At 46.2% G+C, this 18,082-nt stretch carries 17 protein-coding genes; all 17 read left to right on the forward strand.

The features are described 5' to 3' along the window. Positions 1-20 precede the first annotated feature (20 nt). Positions 21-1,406: an NfeD family protein gene (locus NST45_RS03960; protein WP_339824961.1), complete on the forward strand. Its 1,386-nt coding sequence runs from the start codon at positions 21-23 to the stop codon at positions 1,404-1,406. Positions 1,407-1,461: 55 nt separating this feature from the next. Beyond that, entirely contained in the window at positions 1,462-2,466 is a 1,005-nt protein-coding gene (floA, locus tag NST45_RS03965; RefSeq protein WP_036683849.1) for a flotillin-like protein FloA, read from the forward strand. Positions 2,467-2,484: 18 nt separating this feature from the next. Then, positions 2,485-3,063, forward strand: coding sequence for a hypothetical protein (locus NST45_RS03970; RefSeq protein WP_076098529.1), 579 nt, complete (start codon positions 2,485-2,487; stop codon positions 3,061-3,063). A gap of 172 nt (positions 3,064-3,235) precedes the next feature. Further along, a complete protein-coding gene (gene yqfC, locus NST45_RS03975) occupies positions 3,236-3,529 on the forward strand; it encodes a sporulation protein YqfC (RefSeq protein WP_036683844.1) in 294 nt (97 codons plus the stop codon). Further along, positions 3,526-4,707, forward strand: coding sequence for a sporulation protein YqfD (gene yqfD, locus NST45_RS03980; RefSeq protein ID WP_036683842.1), 1,182 nt, complete (start codon positions 3,526-3,528; stop codon positions 4,705-4,707). The genes yqfC and yqfD overlap by 4 nt, the downstream gene beginning before the upstream one ends. Before the next feature lie 15 nt (positions 4,708-4,722). Continuing rightward, complete coding sequence (locus NST45_RS03985; protein WP_036683834.1) at positions 4,723-5,694, forward strand: PhoH family protein; 972 nt, start codon at positions 4,723-4,725, stop codon at positions 5,692-5,694. 14 nt (positions 5,695-5,708) lie between these two features. Then, positions 5,709-7,964 carry an HDIG domain-containing metalloprotein gene (locus NST45_RS03990; protein WP_036683831.1) on the forward strand — a complete coding sequence of 752 codons (2,256 nt, stop codon included), beginning with the start codon at positions 5,709-5,711 and terminating at the stop codon, positions 7,962-7,964. Then, a complete protein-coding gene (gene ybeY, locus NST45_RS03995; protein ID WP_036683829.1) occupies positions 7,961-8,458 on the forward strand; it encodes an rRNA maturation RNase YbeY in 498 nt (165 codons plus the stop codon). Before NST45_RS03990 ends, ybeY begins: the two co-directional genes overlap by 4 nt. After that, complete coding sequence (locus tag NST45_RS04000) at positions 8,458-8,853, forward strand: diacylglycerol kinase family protein (protein WP_036683827.1); 396 nt, start codon at positions 8,458-8,460, stop codon at positions 8,851-8,853. Before ybeY ends, NST45_RS04000 begins: the two co-directional genes overlap by 1 nt. Positions 8,854-9,158: 305 nt before the next feature. Next, entirely contained in the window at positions 9,159-9,578 is a 420-nt protein-coding gene (locus NST45_RS04005; protein ID WP_036683825.1) for a cytidine deaminase, read from the forward strand. A 674-nt stretch (positions 9,579-10,252) separates the two neighbouring features. Beyond that, positions 10,253-11,146: a GTPase Era gene (gene era, locus NST45_RS04010; RefSeq protein ID WP_036683823.1), complete on the forward strand. Its 894-nt coding sequence runs from the start codon at positions 10,253-10,255 to the stop codon at positions 11,144-11,146. A 113-nt stretch (positions 11,147-11,259) separates the two neighbouring features. Beyond that, positions 11,260-11,403: a YqzL family protein gene (locus NST45_RS04015; protein WP_076098533.1), complete on the forward strand. Its 144-nt coding sequence runs from the start codon at positions 11,260-11,262 to the stop codon at positions 11,401-11,403. Positions 11,404-11,439: 36 nt separating this feature from the next. After that, positions 11,440-12,195, forward strand: coding sequence for a DNA repair protein RecO (gene recO, locus NST45_RS04020; RefSeq protein WP_036683821.1), 756 nt, complete (start codon positions 11,440-11,442; stop codon positions 12,193-12,195). Positions 12,196-12,615: 420 nt separating this feature from the next. Beyond that, positions 12,616-13,503, forward strand: coding sequence for a glycine--tRNA ligase subunit alpha (gene glyQ / locus NST45_RS04025; protein ID WP_036683820.1), 888 nt, complete (start codon positions 12,616-12,618; stop codon positions 13,501-13,503). Further along, positions 13,496-15,571 carry a glycine--tRNA ligase subunit beta gene (gene glyS, locus NST45_RS04030; protein WP_076098534.1) on the forward strand — a complete coding sequence of 692 codons (2,076 nt, stop codon included), beginning with the start codon at positions 13,496-13,498 and terminating at the stop codon, positions 15,569-15,571. The genes glyQ and glyS overlap by 8 nt, the downstream gene beginning before the upstream one ends. A 162-nt stretch (positions 15,572-15,733) precedes the next feature. After that, positions 15,734-16,207, forward strand: a complete 474-nt coding sequence (locus tag NST45_RS04035) for a DUF188 domain-containing protein (protein ID WP_036683807.1) — start codon at positions 15,734-15,736, stop codon at positions 16,205-16,207. Positions 16,208-16,252: 45 nt separating this feature from the next. Next, positions 16,253-18,073, forward strand: coding sequence for a DNA primase (dnaG, locus tag NST45_RS04040; protein WP_036683805.1), 1,821 nt, complete (start codon positions 16,253-16,255; stop codon positions 18,071-18,073). Positions 18,074-18,082: the final 9 nt, after the last annotated feature.

Consider the following 18,082-nt stretch of genomic DNA (forward strand, 5'->3'; position numbering starts at 1 on the left):
AAAGAAGGGAGGTAAAATCATTGAGAAGATTACGGAAAATACTGTTAGCTAGCATTCCTGTGGTCCTGCTGTTACTCCTCCTGACACCCTTTGCAACGAATGTAAGCGCTGACGGGACAGCCCCGAAAACACCGGGGGTTACGAACAGTGAGCTGAAAAAAGGTCCCGTGTTTATTATTCCGGTAGATCAAAAGATTGAACGGGGTTTGCAAAGCTTTTTGGAAAGAGGATTTGAAGAAGCCGCTAATTATGGAGCAGTCCTTATTCTACTAGAGGTCGATACACCTGGAGGGCTGGTGAAATCGGCAGAAGAGATTGGGACGATGGTAAGAGAGAGTGAAATACCAACAGCTGCCTATATTAAAGGTGATGCCGCTTCTGCAGGCAGTTACATAGCACTTAATGCAGGTGCAATAATCATGAAGCCGGGCAGTATGATCGGTTCTGCTTCTTTGGTAGACATGAATGGTCAAAAAGTCGATGATGCCAAAATGATATCCTACTGGAGATCTAAAATGATTGGCGCTGCTGCTCTGAATGATCGTGATCCAGACATTGCCGCTGGTATGGTGGATAGTAATTTGGTCGTGGATAAGCCAGAGCTTGGTGTGACTAAGACACAGGGAGAAATCATTGCCTTGTCTAGTGAAGAAGCTTTAAAAGCTGGTTACGCTGATCAAATTACAGATACCCCTGAAGAAGCAATCCATTGGCTTGGATATACTACAGACGACATCTTTCGCGTAGAGCATACCGGTGCGGAAAAAATGTCGCAATTTCTGACCAATCCGATTATTATGACGATTCTGCTGTTCATTGGGATTACAGGCGTTGTAATTGAACTGATTGTTCCAGGCTTTGGTGCGCCAGGAATTATCGGGACATTGGCTTTTGTGTTATATTTCTTCGGCAACTATGTTGCAGGATTCGCCGGAGCGGAAACTTGGCTCTTGTTTATCATTGGGCTTGTCATGCTTGTGCTGGAGCTCTTTGTGCCTAGCTTCGGAATATTGGGGCTGCTCGGCTCTGTTAGCCTTGTAGCGGGTGTCGTACGAGCTGCTTACAGCTATAAGCATGCACTTCTCAGTCTAGGTATCTCTTTCGTAGCTGCGACTATAGTTGTAGTAATTGTTGCGGTCATTTTTAAAGAACGAGGGATCTGGAACAGATTTATTTTGAAGGAAAGCCTTACTAAAGATCAGGGATTTGTGCCCGTAGAAGAGAAGCTTAGCTTATTAGGCGCTGCAGGAACCAGTATTACTCCGCTTCGTCCATCAGGAACGGCTATGATAGGCGGCGAACGTGTGGATGTTGTTACAGAAGGTAGTTTTATTAGTGCTAATGCACCGGTCTCTATTATTAAAGTAGAGGGCGGACGGATTGTTGTGAAAGAAATCAAGGAATAAGGTAAACACTGGAACCAATAACAGTTCTAGAATAAATTTACGGAGGTTATATAGTATGGGTGAAGCATCTTTGATTCCTATTCTGTTTATCGCGGTAGTGGTGATTATTGTATTAAGCGTGTTTTTAAGTTTCTTCCCGGTTATGCTCTGGATTTCTGCATTAGCGTCGGGCGTTAGAATCAGTATTATTACACTGGTGGCTATGAGACTGCGTCGTGTAACCCCAAGTCGTATCGTTAACCCAATGATTAAAGCGACCAAGGCAGGTCTTGGACTGAACATTAATCAACTGGAGAGTCACTATCTCGCAGGTGGTAACGTAGACCGGGTGGTTAATGCGCTTATTGCAGCACAACGTGCAGATATTCCTCTGGAATTTACTCGCGCAGCAGCCATTGATCTTGCAGGACGTGATGTGCTGCAGGCTGTGCAAATGAGCGTTAACCCTCGTGTAATTGAGACACCGGTTGTTGCGGCTGTTGCTAAGAACGGGATTGAAGTTAAGGTAAAAGCGCGCGTAACCGTTCGTGCCAATATCGACCGTCTCGTGGGTGGTGCGGGTGAAGAAACGATTATTGCCCGTGTTGGTGAAGGGATTGTAACGACAGTAGGTTCGAGTGATTCCCACAAAGATGTCCTTGAGAACCCGGATTTGATTTCGCGGACGGTATTGTCCAAAGGTCTGGATTCAGGTACTGCTTTTGAGATCCTCTCCATTGATATTGCGGATATCGATGTAGGCAAGAACATCGGTGCTTATCTACAAACTGAGCAAGCAGAAGCGGACAAACGTATTGCCCAAGCCAAGGCGGAAGAACGCAGAGCGATGGCTGTCGCTCACGAGCAAGAGATGAAGGCGCGCGTAGTAGAGATGAAGGCTCTTGTTGTAGAAGCTGAATCTCAGGTGCCTATGGCGATGGCTGAGGCGCTCAGAAATGGCCAAATCGGCGTGATGGATTATATGAATATCAAAAACATCGAGGCAGATACCCAAATGCGGGGATCTCTCGGCAAAATGAATGATCAGGACGACAATAACCGTCCTAACAATAATAAATAAAAGGGGATGTGAATCTCCATGAGCTGGATCTATATTATTGCGGTTATTATATTCGCGATCGTATCCAATGTGAATAAAGCAACTAAAAACAAGCCCAAAGGAGCTCCTCGCGGGGGGATGCCCACTTTTGGGGGCGGAGAGGATTCTCCGCTCCGCCGGGTAAAGCGCCCGGATATCGATGGAGGGCGCCAAGCGGAGTCTGGCAGTGGATTTCCTGCTCCTGTTAACACCTCTTCCCGGCAGTCGATGTCAGAGGATAACCGGGAGTATGATGCCTCTCCTGCCTTTCCAGAACCTGCGTATATACCAACTCCAGATTATTCTACTGGAGAAGGAATGTCTTTGGAGCATGCCGATGACGGAGTTGAATTACGCACACAAAGAATGCAAGAAGAGGTGCGGCGCCTTCAATCTGCTTTTGACGGGATAGCGGGTGCAGATTCCAAAAGATCAAATAAGACTAAGAACACAAACTCACCCTCTGCGGCAGACCAGACACATGGAACAGGGAGTCGTGACGACCTGCGCAATGGTGTAGTCTGGGCAGAGATTCTGGGACCACCGCGTTCTCGCCAGCCGCATTCCACCCGAAGATAATATTTACGGATCATAGTAACAATAAAGCCTCGGTTTCCTATCTTTACGATAGGTTGCCGGGGCTTTTTTTGCTTTTTTCACACTAGAAGGGTCCTCCTTTGTTACTTCTTCTCATAAAAAAAAGCGTTGCCGCATAAGGTGTACAGAAGGCAGGAAGGGGGAACGTCTACTTATGACCCGTATTGGCCGCAGGCTGCGGGGATGGACAAACGGGGTACTGGATCTACCACAGGACTTATTACAGGAAATGCCCCGGATCACCCTGATCGGCAATAAGGAACTGCATATTGAGAACCATCGCGGCGTGCTGCATTTTTCCTCTGGTCAGCTTAAGCTCGCGTTAGCTAAAGGATCGCTTGAAATCACAGGCGAGGGACTTGTCATCCGAAATATTCTAGGCCAGGAATTGGCTGTAGAAGGCGTTATCGGGGAGATCAGATATAACGAAAGCGAGGAGAGATCATGAAGGAGCCACCTCTGTCATCACTGCGGGGGTTCGTTACACTGCATGTGACGGGACCTCAGGTGGAGCGATTTATTAATTTCATTTCTGAAGCAGGAATCATGATTTGGGATGTGAGGCCCGCTGAGGGCGGCGCTTCCCTTAAGCTGCTTCTGGATGATTTTTATGTCCTCCGGCCGATTTTAAAAAAGACAGGCTGTCGTATGCACGTTACCGGTAGAAGCGGACTTCCATTTCTTATGGCACGGCTGTGGAAAAGGAAATTTTTTGGCATAGGTATTTTAATGTTTGGAATTACACTTTTTATGTTATCTACGATGGTATGGAGTATTAGAGTCGAAGGAAATGAAAAGATTGCCTCTGAGGATATATTGGCTGCTGCTCGCCAGGAGGGGGTGTACCCTTTTCAGTGGATATGGCGTCTGGAGGAGCCGGACAAGCTCTCTAAGGGGCTGCTGGCCCATTTACCGGGTGTTTCTTGGATAGGGCTGCAACGGACGGGGACGAGCATCAAAATTCAGGTTGTAGAGGCTAAACAGCCCGACATCAAACCTTTGCTTAGCCAGCGCCATTTAATTAGCCGAACAGATGCGGTGGTAACAGAAATATATGCGGAGCAGGGCAGACCGGTAGTTGCGCGTAATTCGCGTGTGAAAAAAGGAGATATCCTGATTTCCGGTGCTCTTGGAGACGAAGAAAATGTAGAGTATGTGGTAGCCAAGGGTGAGGTTAAGGGCTTGGTTTGGCATGAGTACAATATCGAGGTCCCTCTTAAAACAACAAATAGCACCTATACTGGGGAGCGTAAGGATCGCACTTATCTTGTGTTGGGGAAATGGGCTATTCAGCTGTGGGGTTATGGCAAATCCGCCTTTGAGAATTCAAAGACGCTCACAGAGCATGATCCGCTGTCTTGGCGCTCTATTGAGCTGCCGCTGGGCCTGATGACTGAGAAAGAAATGGAGATCAATGAAACAAAGGATACGATAACTCCAGAAGCCGGAGTTGCGAGGGGAATTGAGCGGGCGAAGAATGATATTTTAGCTCGATATGGTGTTGATAGCGTCATCAAAAGTCAAAAAGTTTTGCATGAGAAGAAAGAGAATGGTAAAGTTTATATGAAAGTGATCTTTGAAGTAGAAGAAAAAATTTCCGAAGAACTGCCAATAGTAAACAATTGAGGAGAATGAGGCTACTTGTCAGAACAGACTGCAAGCATTCGTATATCTTTGCAAAATGCGGGAGAAGCGCAATCGCTGTTTGGCCCGCAGGATGGATTCTTAAAAATCATCGAGAGTGAAATTCCCGCCATTATTGATTCGCGTGAAGCTGAGCTAACGATTCGTGGAGCTGAGCGGGAAGTAGACATGCTGGGGCAATTGTTTAATGTGCTACTGTCCCTCATTCGTAGCGGTTACATACTTACTGAACGTGATGTGCAGTACGCTGTGGAACTGGCGAAAGATTTTCGTGCTGATCAATTGCTCGATTTGTTCAAAGGAGAAATTACTACAACTTTTCGCGGAAAGCCTATCCGTGTCAAAACGGTCGGCCAGAAGCATTATGTGACAACGATCAAGAAGCGTGATATTGTATTCGGAATCGGTCCTGCAGGAACGGGGAAGACCTACTTGGCAGTGGTGCTTGCAGTTACGGCACTGAAAGAGGGTTCGGTTAAGCGTATTGTTCTTACGCGTCCCGCAGTAGAAGCAGGAGAGAGTCTAGGATTCCTTCCAGGGGATTTGCAAGAAAAGGTAGATCCATATCTGCGTCCGCTTTATGATGCGTTATACGACGTTATGGGACCCGATCAGGTGGCTAAGGCGCTTGAACGGGGATTGATTGAGATTGCTCCGCTGGCTTATATGCGCGGACGTACACTGGATGATTCATTTATCATCCTGGATGAAGCACAGAATACCACACCTGAGCAAATGAAAATGTTCCTGACTCGACTCGGCTTCGGGTCCAAAATGGTGATTACAGGTGACGTTACCCAGATTGACCTGCCCCGCGGCAAGAAATCCGGTTTGATTGAAGCCAAAGCGATTTTATCCGGCATAGAAGAACTTGGCTTTGTCTACTTCGCGGAACAGGATGTTGTACGGCATTCCCTGGTGCAGAAAATTATCGTTGCCTATGACCGCTCTGCCGAAAACCTCCAATAAAGGGGATTGTCTTCATGGCTTCAAAGCAACCATCTAAATTAAGCGGATTTGTATATACGAACAACGGATGGAAGTATAGCGCAGTGACACGCTATGCTCTTTTCCTGTTACTCGGACTAGTGTTCTACTTCAGCTTGTCGCCAGAATTGCTACCTAAGAAATATGATATTAAAGAGAATACTTACAGTGCAAAGGAAATAACGGCACCGAAACAAATTAAGGACACCAAAGCTACGTTAAAGGCGGCTGAGGAAGCGGCTGAAAGCGTATCTCCCAAGTACAAAATTATCCCGATGAGGGCGGACAACCTTGTGACCTCACTGCTGGATCGGATAGATCGCCTCAATCAGGATGATCTGATTTCGCAAAGCGATAAGACGGGGATTTATCGTGATGAGATTCCGCAGAGAGCCAGCGACTTCATCTTGAATTTCGTAGCTTCCAATCGAGGCAGCGCTACTTATTCAGATCACCTTCTGGATGAAATGCAATCTGTCATCAAAGAGCAGACCTATGTCATTCCGGAAGAGACTTACATTAAGATTCCGCGCCTGACCTCTCAGGACATTATCGAGATGAAGCCTGTCGCCCGAGATATTGTAACTAGGCTGATGAATGATCAGATTACGGATGCGCAGACTGCTCGCGCCAAGGTAGCGGAACAGGTCAGTATTAGTTCTCTAAGCCAGCGTACAGCGCGTGAGGTTGTTCAGGAGCTTGTACGTCTTGTGATCACAAGTAACAAGTTCTACGATGAGGATGCTACCAAGGAAGCGAAGGTACAAGCTCGGGAGAACACACCTGATGTATTCATCGAGCAAGGGGACACGCTTGTTGCTAAGGGGCAGCTAATTACTCCAGAGCTCTACACTCTTTTGGATGAGAATGGTCTACTAAGCAATGAGGTGAATTACTGGCCACAATTAGGCCTATTGATTCTCTCTGCGATGCTCTCCGTCGGTTTGCTTGCGTTCATTCGTTATTCTGGCGGTACCTCAGGCTTTAAGTACAACAATTCTCAGCTATTGATGCTGGTGCTTGTATTTGTTATAACTATTATCTCTATGCGGCTGGCCGCTGTTTTGCAGACCGATGTCCGATCTTATATCGGATTCCTGGCACCAGTGGCGATAGGCGCAATGTTAATTGCAATGCTTCTGGACATGCCTTTGGCCTATTTCTGCTCCATTCTATTCAGTGTACTGGCGAGTGTTATTTTGAATGTGCAGCAGAACTCAATCTTTGATTTTAACTTTGGTTTCTTTGCCATCGTGGTTTCTTACGTGGCTATCTTTGCGACTCACCGTGCGGGTCAACGCTCCACGCTCCTTAAAGGCGGGATTATGGTATCGCTTTTTGGCTGTCTGACAGTTTTTATGCAGATACTGTTAGGCGGAGGGGCATGGAAAGAGGTAGGTACCTTGTATTCGGTTGGTTTTGCTTTTGCAGGGGGTCTATTGACGGCTGTGCTTGTGATTGGGCTAATGCCTTTCTTCGAAGCAACCTTTGGTATTCTATCAGCATTGAAGCTGGTAGAATTGTCTAATCCAAACCACCCGCTGCTGCGCAAGCTGCTTACCGAAACCCCGGGAACCTATCACCACAGTGTAATGGTAGGTAACCTGTCGGAGGCTGCCGCGGAAGCGATTGGAGCAGATGGCTTATTATGCCGGGTAGGATCGTATTATCATGATATCGGCAAAACAAAACGTCCGTTTTATTTTATCGAGAATCAGAATAATATGGAAAATCCACATGACTCTATTGAACCGAAGCTTAGTAAATCTATCATCGTTGCCCACGCCCGTGACGGGGTGGAAATGCAACGAGAATATAAGCTGCCAAAACCAATCCGTGACATTGCTGAGCAGCATCATGGAACAACGTTCCTGCATTATTTTTACCATAAGGCACTGAAGCTGGCTGAAGAAAAAGGTGTCGAGGCTGATTTTACCGAGGAAGATTTCCGTTATCCTGGACCGAAAGCCCAGTCGAAGGAAGCAGCCGTTGTGGGGATTGCCGACAGTGTCGAGGCTGCAGTGAGATCATTGCGTAAGCCAACTGTTCTGCAGGTGGAAACGATGATTGAGAAGATTATTAAGAGTCGACTGGATGATCATCAGTTTGACGAATGTGATTTGACGATTAAAGAATTGGATATTATTGCACGGACTCTGAAGGAGACGGTTATGGGGATTTTCCATTCACGGATCGAATACCCAGAAGATGTGCGTAAGCCGAAAAAAGAGGAAGGGGCACCTAACCCATGAGTTTGGAGATCGTTTGGGATAACGAGCAAGAAGAATACGAGATAAAGGACGATCTCATTACGCTGCTGGAGAGTATTTTGCAAAAAGCAGGTGAAGCGGAAGGGATCGATCGGGGCGAGGTAGCTCTTACTTTTGTCGATAACGCTCGTATACATGAGTTGAATTTAGAATATCGGGGAATTGACCGTCCGACGGACGTGCTTTCTTTTGCTATGAATGAAAGCGGAGAGGACGAGCTGGACATTATATACGAGGTAGAGGAAGGCGAGGCACTGGAAGATGTTCCAGACGTACTTGGGGATATAATCATTTCCGTAACTCGTGCGCAGGAGCAGGCGCTGGAATACGGTCATTCACTGGAACGAGAGCTTGGTTTTCTTTTTGTTCACGGATTTCTGCATTTGTTAGGATATGATCATCAGGATGAAGCCTCAGAAGCAGAAATGATGTCCAAGCAAGAAAAAGTACTATCTCAGGTTGGGTTGACGCGCTAATGGTGAAGAACACGGCGGTAGGGCACAAGAAGTTCTGGCACTCTTTTCGGTTTGCATCGCAAGGCTTAGTGTCGGCATTCAAATCCGAGCTTAACATGAAGGTGCATTGCTGTTTAGCGGTGGTTGTGCTAGTTGCCGCTGCCGTGTTCAGACTTCCGCTGGCCAGTTGGATGTTGCTGCTGTTCTCGATCACGCTTGTCCTAACTGCCGAACTGCTCAATACGGCAATTGAAGCGACGGTTGATCTGATCTCGCCAGAGATTCATCCACTGGCTAAGAGAGCAAAAGATACCGCCGCAGGAGCTGTGCTTCTCACGGCGGTGTTTGCTGTCTTAGTCGGGATCTATGTTTTTTACCAGCCTGTGATGGACTGGATTAGCGGACTTATGTCATAATCAGGATACAAAATCAATTCAGGGGAGAGGCGGACCCGCGTTTTGCGATTCCGCCTCTTTCGTTACTGAATAATTTTGAAGTGAGTTATGTACCCGAATATATCTCATGAAGTACGCTGATAAAATTTAGTGCATGCTGAGAAAATAACGATAAACGAAACTAATTAGATGTTTACGAAGTGAGTTTTGTTGAAGTGATAACAGGAAGTTACGATAAACAAAACAGAGCGTATGCTTACGAAGTGAGTTTTGTGCGAAGAAAAATCAACGAAGTCAATACTCACAAAACTTTAGGAGGACAAAATATGGATTCTACTCTTCTTATGCAAGAGGCGATTAAAGCACGAGCTAAAGCTTACATTCCATATTCCCGATTCGGAGTGGGAGCTGCCCTTCTTGATCAGGATGGTCATATTCACCACGGCTGTAATGTGGAAAATGCTGCTTTTGGCCCAACCAACTGTGCGGAACGGACAGCATTATTCCGTGCGATTGCGGATGGACATGCTGTTGGTTCTTTTAAAGCAATTGCCGTAGTAGCTGACTCTGACGGCCCCGTTTCACCTTGCGGTGTGTGCCGGCAAGTAATGATTGAGTTGTGTTCACCAGATATGAAGGTTATTCTTGGAAACATGAAGGGTGATATCGTTGAGACTACGGTGGGAGAATTGCTTCCAGGCGCTTTTGGTCCCGTAGATCTAAAGCAAGGACAAGCTTCAGAATAAAATGAGGTTTTGATTTAATGCCTGTGCCCGTATAAAGGCAAATTAGGCATAGTTAGACGAAGGTTGCTACTTTAATTGCACAATGTACAGTTAAATTGCTACTCTTTCCCACAAAAATGAATTTAGTTGCAGATAGTACAATTAAATTTATGATAAAGTCCATATTAGGCTCTTAAGACAGGATTTAATTGCACAGAATACAACTAAAGCACCAAAACATAAACTCAAACTAAAATTAGTTGTACAAAATACAATTAAAAATGTTCTAGTTCTACCAAGTTAGGCTAAACTGGTGCAAACTATGTGTTATTAGAGTAATATTACGAGGTAAGCGCCGCGGCAAAAGCCGCCAGCGATTCTTTGCCCATCGTAACTTGAAACCCTGCTTGTAAGCTGCATCTCAGTAATTTTTCTCCATGGTGAGCTTAATGCGAACCGTGTTAATAAGCGACAGTGAAGCGTGTCCCCAACAGGGGACAAAAGCGCTCATGCACAACCGTCCCTCTAATCCCGTCGAACGTTGCGGGTACGCCTATTTTCGGGTGTCCAGAGGGTCGCGGCCCTTGGGGTCCCCCTTGGCTGAGGGAGATTCAGGGGGAGCGAAAAAGCTTTTAAAAAAAGATTGAATGATTGAAAAAGATTGAACTAGAAGGTAAGTATGGAAGGAAGATAATATGAAATTCAAATCAGGCTTTGTCGCAATTATCGGCAGACCAAACGTAGGTAAATCAACACTCATGAATCAGGTCATTGGCCAGAAGATTGCCATCATGTCGGATAAGCCACAGACAACCAGAAACAAAATTCATGGTGTTTACACAACAAACACTTCACAAATCGTATTCCTGGACACACCGGGGATTCATAAAAGACAGTCCAAGCTAGGCGACTACATGAACCAGACTGCAATGAGTACACTGGGTGAAGTAGAAGCTGTGTTATTCCTTGTGGATGCGTCAGAGGGCTTGGGCGGTGGAGACCGTTACATTGCCGAGCAATTAAATGGTCTGAAGACACCGGTGATTCTGGTGCTCAACAAGATCGATAAAATAGAGCCGGAAGCTTTGCTCCCGCTTATGGCCCAATATAACAAGCTGCATGATTTTGCCGAAATTATTCCGATTTCTGCGAAGATGGGCAGCAATGTTAACACGCTGTTAGAGCAGGTTGCCAAGTACTTGCCGGAAGGCCCTCAGTATTATCCGGAAGATCAAATCACGGATCACCCCGAGCAATTTGTCTGCGCGGAATTAATCCGGGAGAAAATTCTGCATTTGACTCGTGAAGAAGTGCCGCACTCTATTGCTGTAGCCATCGAAGATATGAAGGTTGAGCCTAATGGAGTAGTACATGTTTCAGCTGTTATTTTTGTTGAGCGTGATTCCCAAAAGGGAATTATTATCGGCAAGCAAGGGGCAATGCTGAAAGAGGTCGGCAGACGGGCTCGGACAGATATTGAGAACCTGCTGGGTTCGAAGATTTTTCTGGAGCTATGGGTAAAAGTGAAAAAAGATTGGCGCAATCAGGACCGCGTTCTGCGGGATTTGGGCTTCCATAAAGACCTTTAAGTTAATTCCGTTATTCCTCGTTTGGTAGGAATTGCAAGGATAGAACCTGCTCCATCGCACCATCCTAATTCTTGATAAGAGACATCGTCTTTCCCAAGAAAGGATGAATACGAATGCGAAACTTTTCGTGGAAGTATTTTGCAATGACAGGAGACGTCGATGCTTACCTGCTGTATAAGGAAGCTGGCCATCCGCTTGAAGATAGTGGATTACAGCTAGTGGAGGAAGAGAAGGCCTGTGATGAAGAAGCGCAATAAGGACTGGTTGCTTGCCGAATGGTTGGGGGAAGAGGCATGCTACACAGGGTGGAAGGGATCGTCATCCGCAGCATGGACTACGGCGAGGGGAACGCAATTATTACGCTTTGCACCGAGAACGCGGGAAAAGTAGGGGTTCTGGTGCGTGGCGCAAAGAAGGTCAAAAGCCGCCATGCTGCATTGATCCAACTGTTCACCGTTGGGGAATTTGTTTTTTTTAGAAATAATGGAGGACTTGGGACACTGAATTCTGGCGAAATTACGAAGTCTCACCATCCGCTGCGTGAGGATTTGATCAAAGCTGCTTATGCGTCTTATGCGTGTGAACTGCTTGATCGTGTTCTGCATGATGAGGAAACGGGAAGCTTCTGGTTTCGCCAGCTTACGGCCTGTCTTAATGCACTTGAAGAGGACAAGGAACCCGGCGTTATCATAAATGTCTTTGAAATGAAAATCTTACAGGCAGCCGGTTATGGTCCTGAATTCGATTCTTGTGTAATTTGTGGTGCCGAGAAGCCGGATGATCAACTGCTGGTCAGCCCTCGCCTTGGAGGAGCACTGTGCCGCAGTTGTAAACATAATGACCCTCCAGCCATGGAGGTCTCTGCTCGTGCGTTGAAGCTGCTGCGATTATTCGCCAGACTTGACCTAACTAGACTAGGCAATGTGGATGTAAAGGAAAGCAGCCGGGATGAGCTGAAAAAAATTATGCGGGCCTTTATGGATGTACAACTCGGATTAAAGCTGAAGTCACAAAGTTTCCTAGACCAGCTCGACAAGTACAAGATTTGACGAAAGCTGATTTTTCCGTTACTATAGGATCAGTTTATTATATGATCGTCGTTATGCTCCAATTGGGGAGAGGCGTGCATTGATCGGGAAAGTAGTGGACTGTATTGTCGTTATTCAGCGAGCTGGGGGCAGTGGAAGCCTGGCGGGACAACGTTCATGAACATGGCACCCGGGAGTACGGATGCGGCGAATGAAAGTGGATTTCGTTCTTGTCTTGGCAGCAAACTTGCTCATACAAGGTATGAAATCAAGTAGGGTGGAACCGCGGGAGAATAAGTTAAGCTCTCGTCCCTATGTCTGTTAATCAGGCATGGGGGCGGGGGCTTTTTGTTGCTGTCAGGAGCTAAAAGTGCCGCCTCCATGGTAGAAAGTTTTAGGCAAGCTGTTGTAAAAAACTTGTAAAGCGAAGGAGACGGTATTATGAACTTCCAGCAGATGATTTTGACACTGCAGCAGTTCTGGGCTGAACAGAACTGTATCATCGTACAGCCTTATGACACAGAAAAAGGCGCCGGCACGATGAACCCTATGACTTTTTTACGCTCGCTAGGTCCTGAGCCTTGGAGAGTGGCTTACGTAGAGCCTTCACGTCGTCCCTCCGATGGTCGTTATGGAGAGAACCCGAACCGTCTGTATCAGCATCACCAATTCCAAGTAATCATCAAACCCTCACCAGATAACATTCAAGAGATCTATTTGGATAGCTTGAAAGCACTCGGTATTGATCCGCTCTTGCATGACATCCGTTTTGTAGAGGATAACTGGGAGAATCCGTCCCTGGGCTGTGCAGGTCTGGGATGGGAAGTATGGCTGGACGGTATGGAGATCACTCAATTTACTTACTTCCAGCAGGTAGGTGGCATCGAAGCTAACCCTGTTGCTGTAGAAATCACTTACGGTATGGAGCGCTTAGCCTCTTACATTCAGGATAAAGAAAATGTGTTCGATCTTGAATGGGTAAGCGGTATGACTTATGGTGATGTTTTTCATCAGCCGGAGTTTGAGCATTCTACCTACACTTTTGAAGTATCGGATGTAAAAATGTTATTCTCGCTGTTCAACATGTATGAAGAGGAAGCGCGTAGAGCGATGGAGAAGCATCTTGTGTTCCCAGCCTACGATTATGTGTTGAAATGCTCACATAGCTTTAATCTACTCGATGCACGTGGAGCAATTAGTGTAACTGAACGGACTGGATTTATTACCCGAGTGCGTAATCTTGCCCGCTCCGTAGCGGCAACATATCTTGAGGAACGCGAGAAGCTTGGCTTCCCGCTGCTGAAGAAAGAAGGTGCTGACCGTGTCTAAAGATATCCTGTTTGAGATCGGTCTGGAGGAAATTCCTGCACGTTTTATCCGTGCTGCGATGGAACAGCTGCAAGATAGAATGTCCAAGTGGTTGGATTCTGCACGTATAAACCATGCTGGAGTTACTGCATATGCTACGCCGCGTCGTCTCGCTGTATTTGTTAAGGATGCGGCTGAGAAGCAAGAGGATATTAGTGAAGAGGTCAAAGGACCTTCACGCAAAATCGCGCTGGATGCTAACGGCGACTGGAGTAAAGCTGCACTAGGATTTGCCCGCAGTCAGGGTGTATCTCCAGAGCAATTTACGTTTAAAGAGCTAGCTGGCGTGGAATATATTTATGCCACAAAAAATAGTGCGGGTGTAGAGACTGCTTCTTTGCTCACAGAAGGACTTCTGGGTATTGTAAATGCGATGACTTTCCCGAAAAACATGCGCTGGGGAGCTTACGATTTTAAATTCGTTCGTCCGATTCGCTGGATGGTTGCTCTTTTTGGTAAAGAGATCATTGATTTGGAGATTACGGATGTAAAAGCGGGTAATGTGAGCCGTGGACATCGTTTTCTGGGTACAGAGACTGTAATCTCGGAGCCTGCACAATATGTGGAGAGCATGCGTGCGCAGCATGTACTTGTGGATGTGAAGGAACGGGAAACGCTCATCCTGGATCAAATCAACAAATTGGCTGAAGAGAAAAGCTGGACAATTGCGATTAAAGAAGATCTTTTGGAAGAAGTACTGTTCTTGGTAGAAACACCAACCGTGCTCTTTGGAACCTTTGATCCATCTTTCTTAGAGATTCCTCAGGATGTGCTGATTACCTCGATGCGTGAGCATCAGCGTTATTTCCCTGTTTTTGATGCAGCTGGCAAACTGCTGCCATTCTTCGTAACGGTACGTAACGGGAATGCAGAATCCTTGGATGTTATCGCTAAGGGAAATGAAAAAGTGCTTCGTGCTCGTCTATCAGATGCCAAATTCTTCTATCAAGAAGATCAAAAGATGAAGATTGACGATGCGTTAGCCAAGCTTGAGAACATTGTTTACCATGAAGATTTGGGAAGCGTAGGGGATAAGGTGCGCCGTATTCGCCAAATCTCTGATCGTCTGGCTGTGAAGCTTGGACTGTCAGCTACTGCTGTGTCCGAAGTAAGTCGCACTGCGGATATTTGTAAATTTGATCTTGTAACTCAAATGGTTTATGAATTTCCTGAGCTGCAAGGAACAATGGGTGAAGATTATGCACGTAAAGCAGGCGAGCCTGAAACTGTGGCAAAAGCGATCTTCGAGCATTATCAGCCACGATTTGCAGGAGATGCTGTACCTTCAACAGAAGCCGGTTCAGTTGTCAGCATAGCGGACAAAATCGATACGATTGTTGGCTGCTTCTCCATCGGCATCATCCCGACAGGATCTCAGGATCCATATGCGCTGCGCCGTCAGGCTGCAGGAATTGTCCAAATTGTGCTTGAGCATAAATTGCCAATTACGCTGCGCGAAATTTTTGAAGCGGCGATTGAAATTCATGAAAATTCAGGAAATACGAAACATTCTGGAGATGAACTACGTATAAACCTGTACGAGTTCTTCGGTCTGCGTGTAAAACGTCTTTTATCTGACAATGTACGCTATGATGTTGTGGACGCTGTTACAGCGGCTGGTTGTGACGACGTAGTAGATGTTGTGGGCAGAAGTCGTGCTCTTATGGCTGCTGTGTCCGACCAAGCAGATTTCAAGATTACCGTGGATTCGCTTACTCGTGTCAGTAATTTGGCAAGTAAAGCAACCAGTGAAGTGATTGATCCTGCTTTACTTAAAGAAGATGCCGAAATGCAGCTTTTCAATACATGGCAGGAGCTTCACACACCTTACCTTGAAGCTATGGCGGCAAAAAATGCCGAAGAAGCACTTCGGATTCTTTCGGGTCTAAAAGACGCCGTTACAACATTTTTTGATTCCGTTATGGTTATGGCTGAGGACGAGCAAGTGCGTGCTAACCGTTTGGCTCTGCTTGCTGGTATTGATGCTGACTCCAAGTCGTTCGCTGATTTCGCGAAGCTTGTCTGGTAATTTTAATCAAGAAAATTTGAATCTTATGGTATAGAATGTTGGTTTGGGGTATAAATATACGGAACGGTGCCAATGCGTCATTTGACATCCGTTCCGTATTTATGCTTAGAAAGAAGGATTTCTTGCGGAGAGGGCGTATATATATTACACGGGAAATTGGTGATGATCATGGAGAAGTCCCAGTCTAGAACGATAGTGGTGGATGGGGATGCTTGTCCGGTCAAAAAAGAGATCGCTGAGGTAGGTCGCACCTTTGGTGTTCCGGTACTTATGGTATCTTCTTATGACCATGCACTGAAAGCTGAAGAGGGTGTAACGGTTGTGCAGGTGGATCGAGGAGATCAGAGTGCCGATCTATATATTGCCAATCATATTACTGCAGGAGATGTGGTACTGACTCAAGATTATGGTCTTGCGGCACTTGCACTAGGTAAACGATGCAGTGTGCTTTCATTTCGTGGTCAGGAATACGACAATTCCAAGATGGATTTTATGTTGGAGGGAAGACATGCCAGGGCCGTGGAACGAAGACGGGGACATTATTCCAAGGGTCCAAAACCCATAACGGCAGAAGAAAAAACTTATTTTCAACATAAACTGACAAAACTTTTAATACTTTTGCAGGAGAATGTGTAGCAATAGCGAATTATATTTATTTGTTAAGAGATGAAGGTGGTTGAAGTGGCTAGCGGACACGGCAATATTCCGGAAGAGGTTATCGAAAGCGTGCTTGCGCGTCATGATATAGTCGATACAGTCGGTAAGGTTGTTCATTTGTCCAAGCAGGGGAAATATTTATGGGGCCTCTGCCCGTTCCATTCGGAGAAAACCCCTTCCTTTACTGTTACCCCCGACCGGGGAGTATTTCATTGCTTTGGCTGCGGTATGGGTGGAAATGCCATCAAATTTAGGATGGAAATCGAAGGATTAACCTTCCCCGAAGCTGTCAGAATAATGGCTGAAGAAAGTGATATTCCCGTTCCAGAAGGTAAGGGAGGTATGATGTCTCCCCCTGATCCGGAACGCGACCGGTTGATTCAAGCTTATGAATGGTCGGCAAAGTTCTATCATTACTTGCTGAAGAATACGGAACACGGCAAAGCCGCTATGGACTATTTAAGAGGCCGGAACTTCAGTGATAAAATGATTGACCAGTTTCAGATCGGATATGCTCCGGACCGCTGGGATACTTTGCTGCAGTTTTTGGAGAAACGAAATTTTGACCTTGCGGAAATGGAGAAAGGCGGACTTCTGTCAGCCCGCGGTGAGGGCAAAGGCTATTTGGATCGTTTCCGTGGCCGGATTATTTTTCCGATTGCCAACCGTACAGGCAAGGTAATCGCATTCGCCGGAAGAATACTTGGAGAGGGTCAACCTAAGTATTTAAATTCTCCGGAGAGTAGATTGTTTAACAAAAGCCGGATATTGTACAATTTGCACCAGTCCAAAGCATCCATTCGCAAAACTCGACAAATCGTCCTGTTTGAAGGATACGGAGATGTCATCTCATCCTGGGAAGCGGGTGTGCATAACGGCGTAGCAACGATGGGAACGTCCTTGACGGAGGGTCATGTGGCACTTATGAAGAGCCTGGCTGATGAAATTATACTGTCTTACGACGGTGACCGGGCGGGACAAGCAGCAGCCATGAAGGCCATTCCGATGCTTGAAGGCAGCGGCCTGCGTGTAAAGATCGCCTTACTGCCAAGCGGGGTGGATCCGGATGAATTTATCTCCAAGCATGGAGGAGAAAGATTTAAAGATCAGGTTATTGATTCAGCAGTTTCATCCATAAAATTTAAGCTTATATATCTGAAAAAAAACCATATACTCCTAGAGGAAGATGGCAAAATCGCCTATGTCAAGGAAGCCTTAGAAGTTATTGCTTCACTGCATTCCTCAACAGAGCGAGAGGTTTATCTGAAGGAAATCGCTGCTGAACTCGAACTTTCATATGATAGTTTGAAGCAGGATTGTAATTTACTTAGGGCATCGATGCAAAAAAACATCCCTGAAGGGGATAATAACGACAAAAGGTGGAATAATGGTAGGCATAAAAAAGGGCAGGTGCAGACACCGACCTTACTACCCGCTTATCATGTCGCGGAACGGCGTCTATTGTCCTTTATGATCCAGGACCCGGAAGCCGCCACGTATGTGGGCGAACGCCTCGGAGAAGATTTCAACATCGTTGATCATGCGGCAATTGCTGCTTATCTATATGCCTATTACGCGCAAGGCAAACCACCCGGCATTAGTCGGTTTCTATCATCACTTCAGGATGATCGTCTGGAAAAAACTGCGACATCAATATCCATGATGGATACCCCTCCGGACTGGAATATGCAGGTTCTAGATGATTGTATTCGTGAAGTGCGGAAATACCCACTGCAACGCAAAATGGAACAGAAGCGTGAAGAGATGATTCAGGCTGAAAAGTCAGGTGACTTTTTGCGTGCGGCACAAATAGCAAGTGAGATTATAGCCCTAGAGAGACAATGACATGTTGAC

This window comes from Paenibacillus sp. FSL R7-0163, assembly GCF_037969975.1.
GTDB lineage: Bacteria > Bacillota > Bacilli > Paenibacillales > Paenibacillaceae > Paenibacillus_AQ > Paenibacillus_AQ odorifer.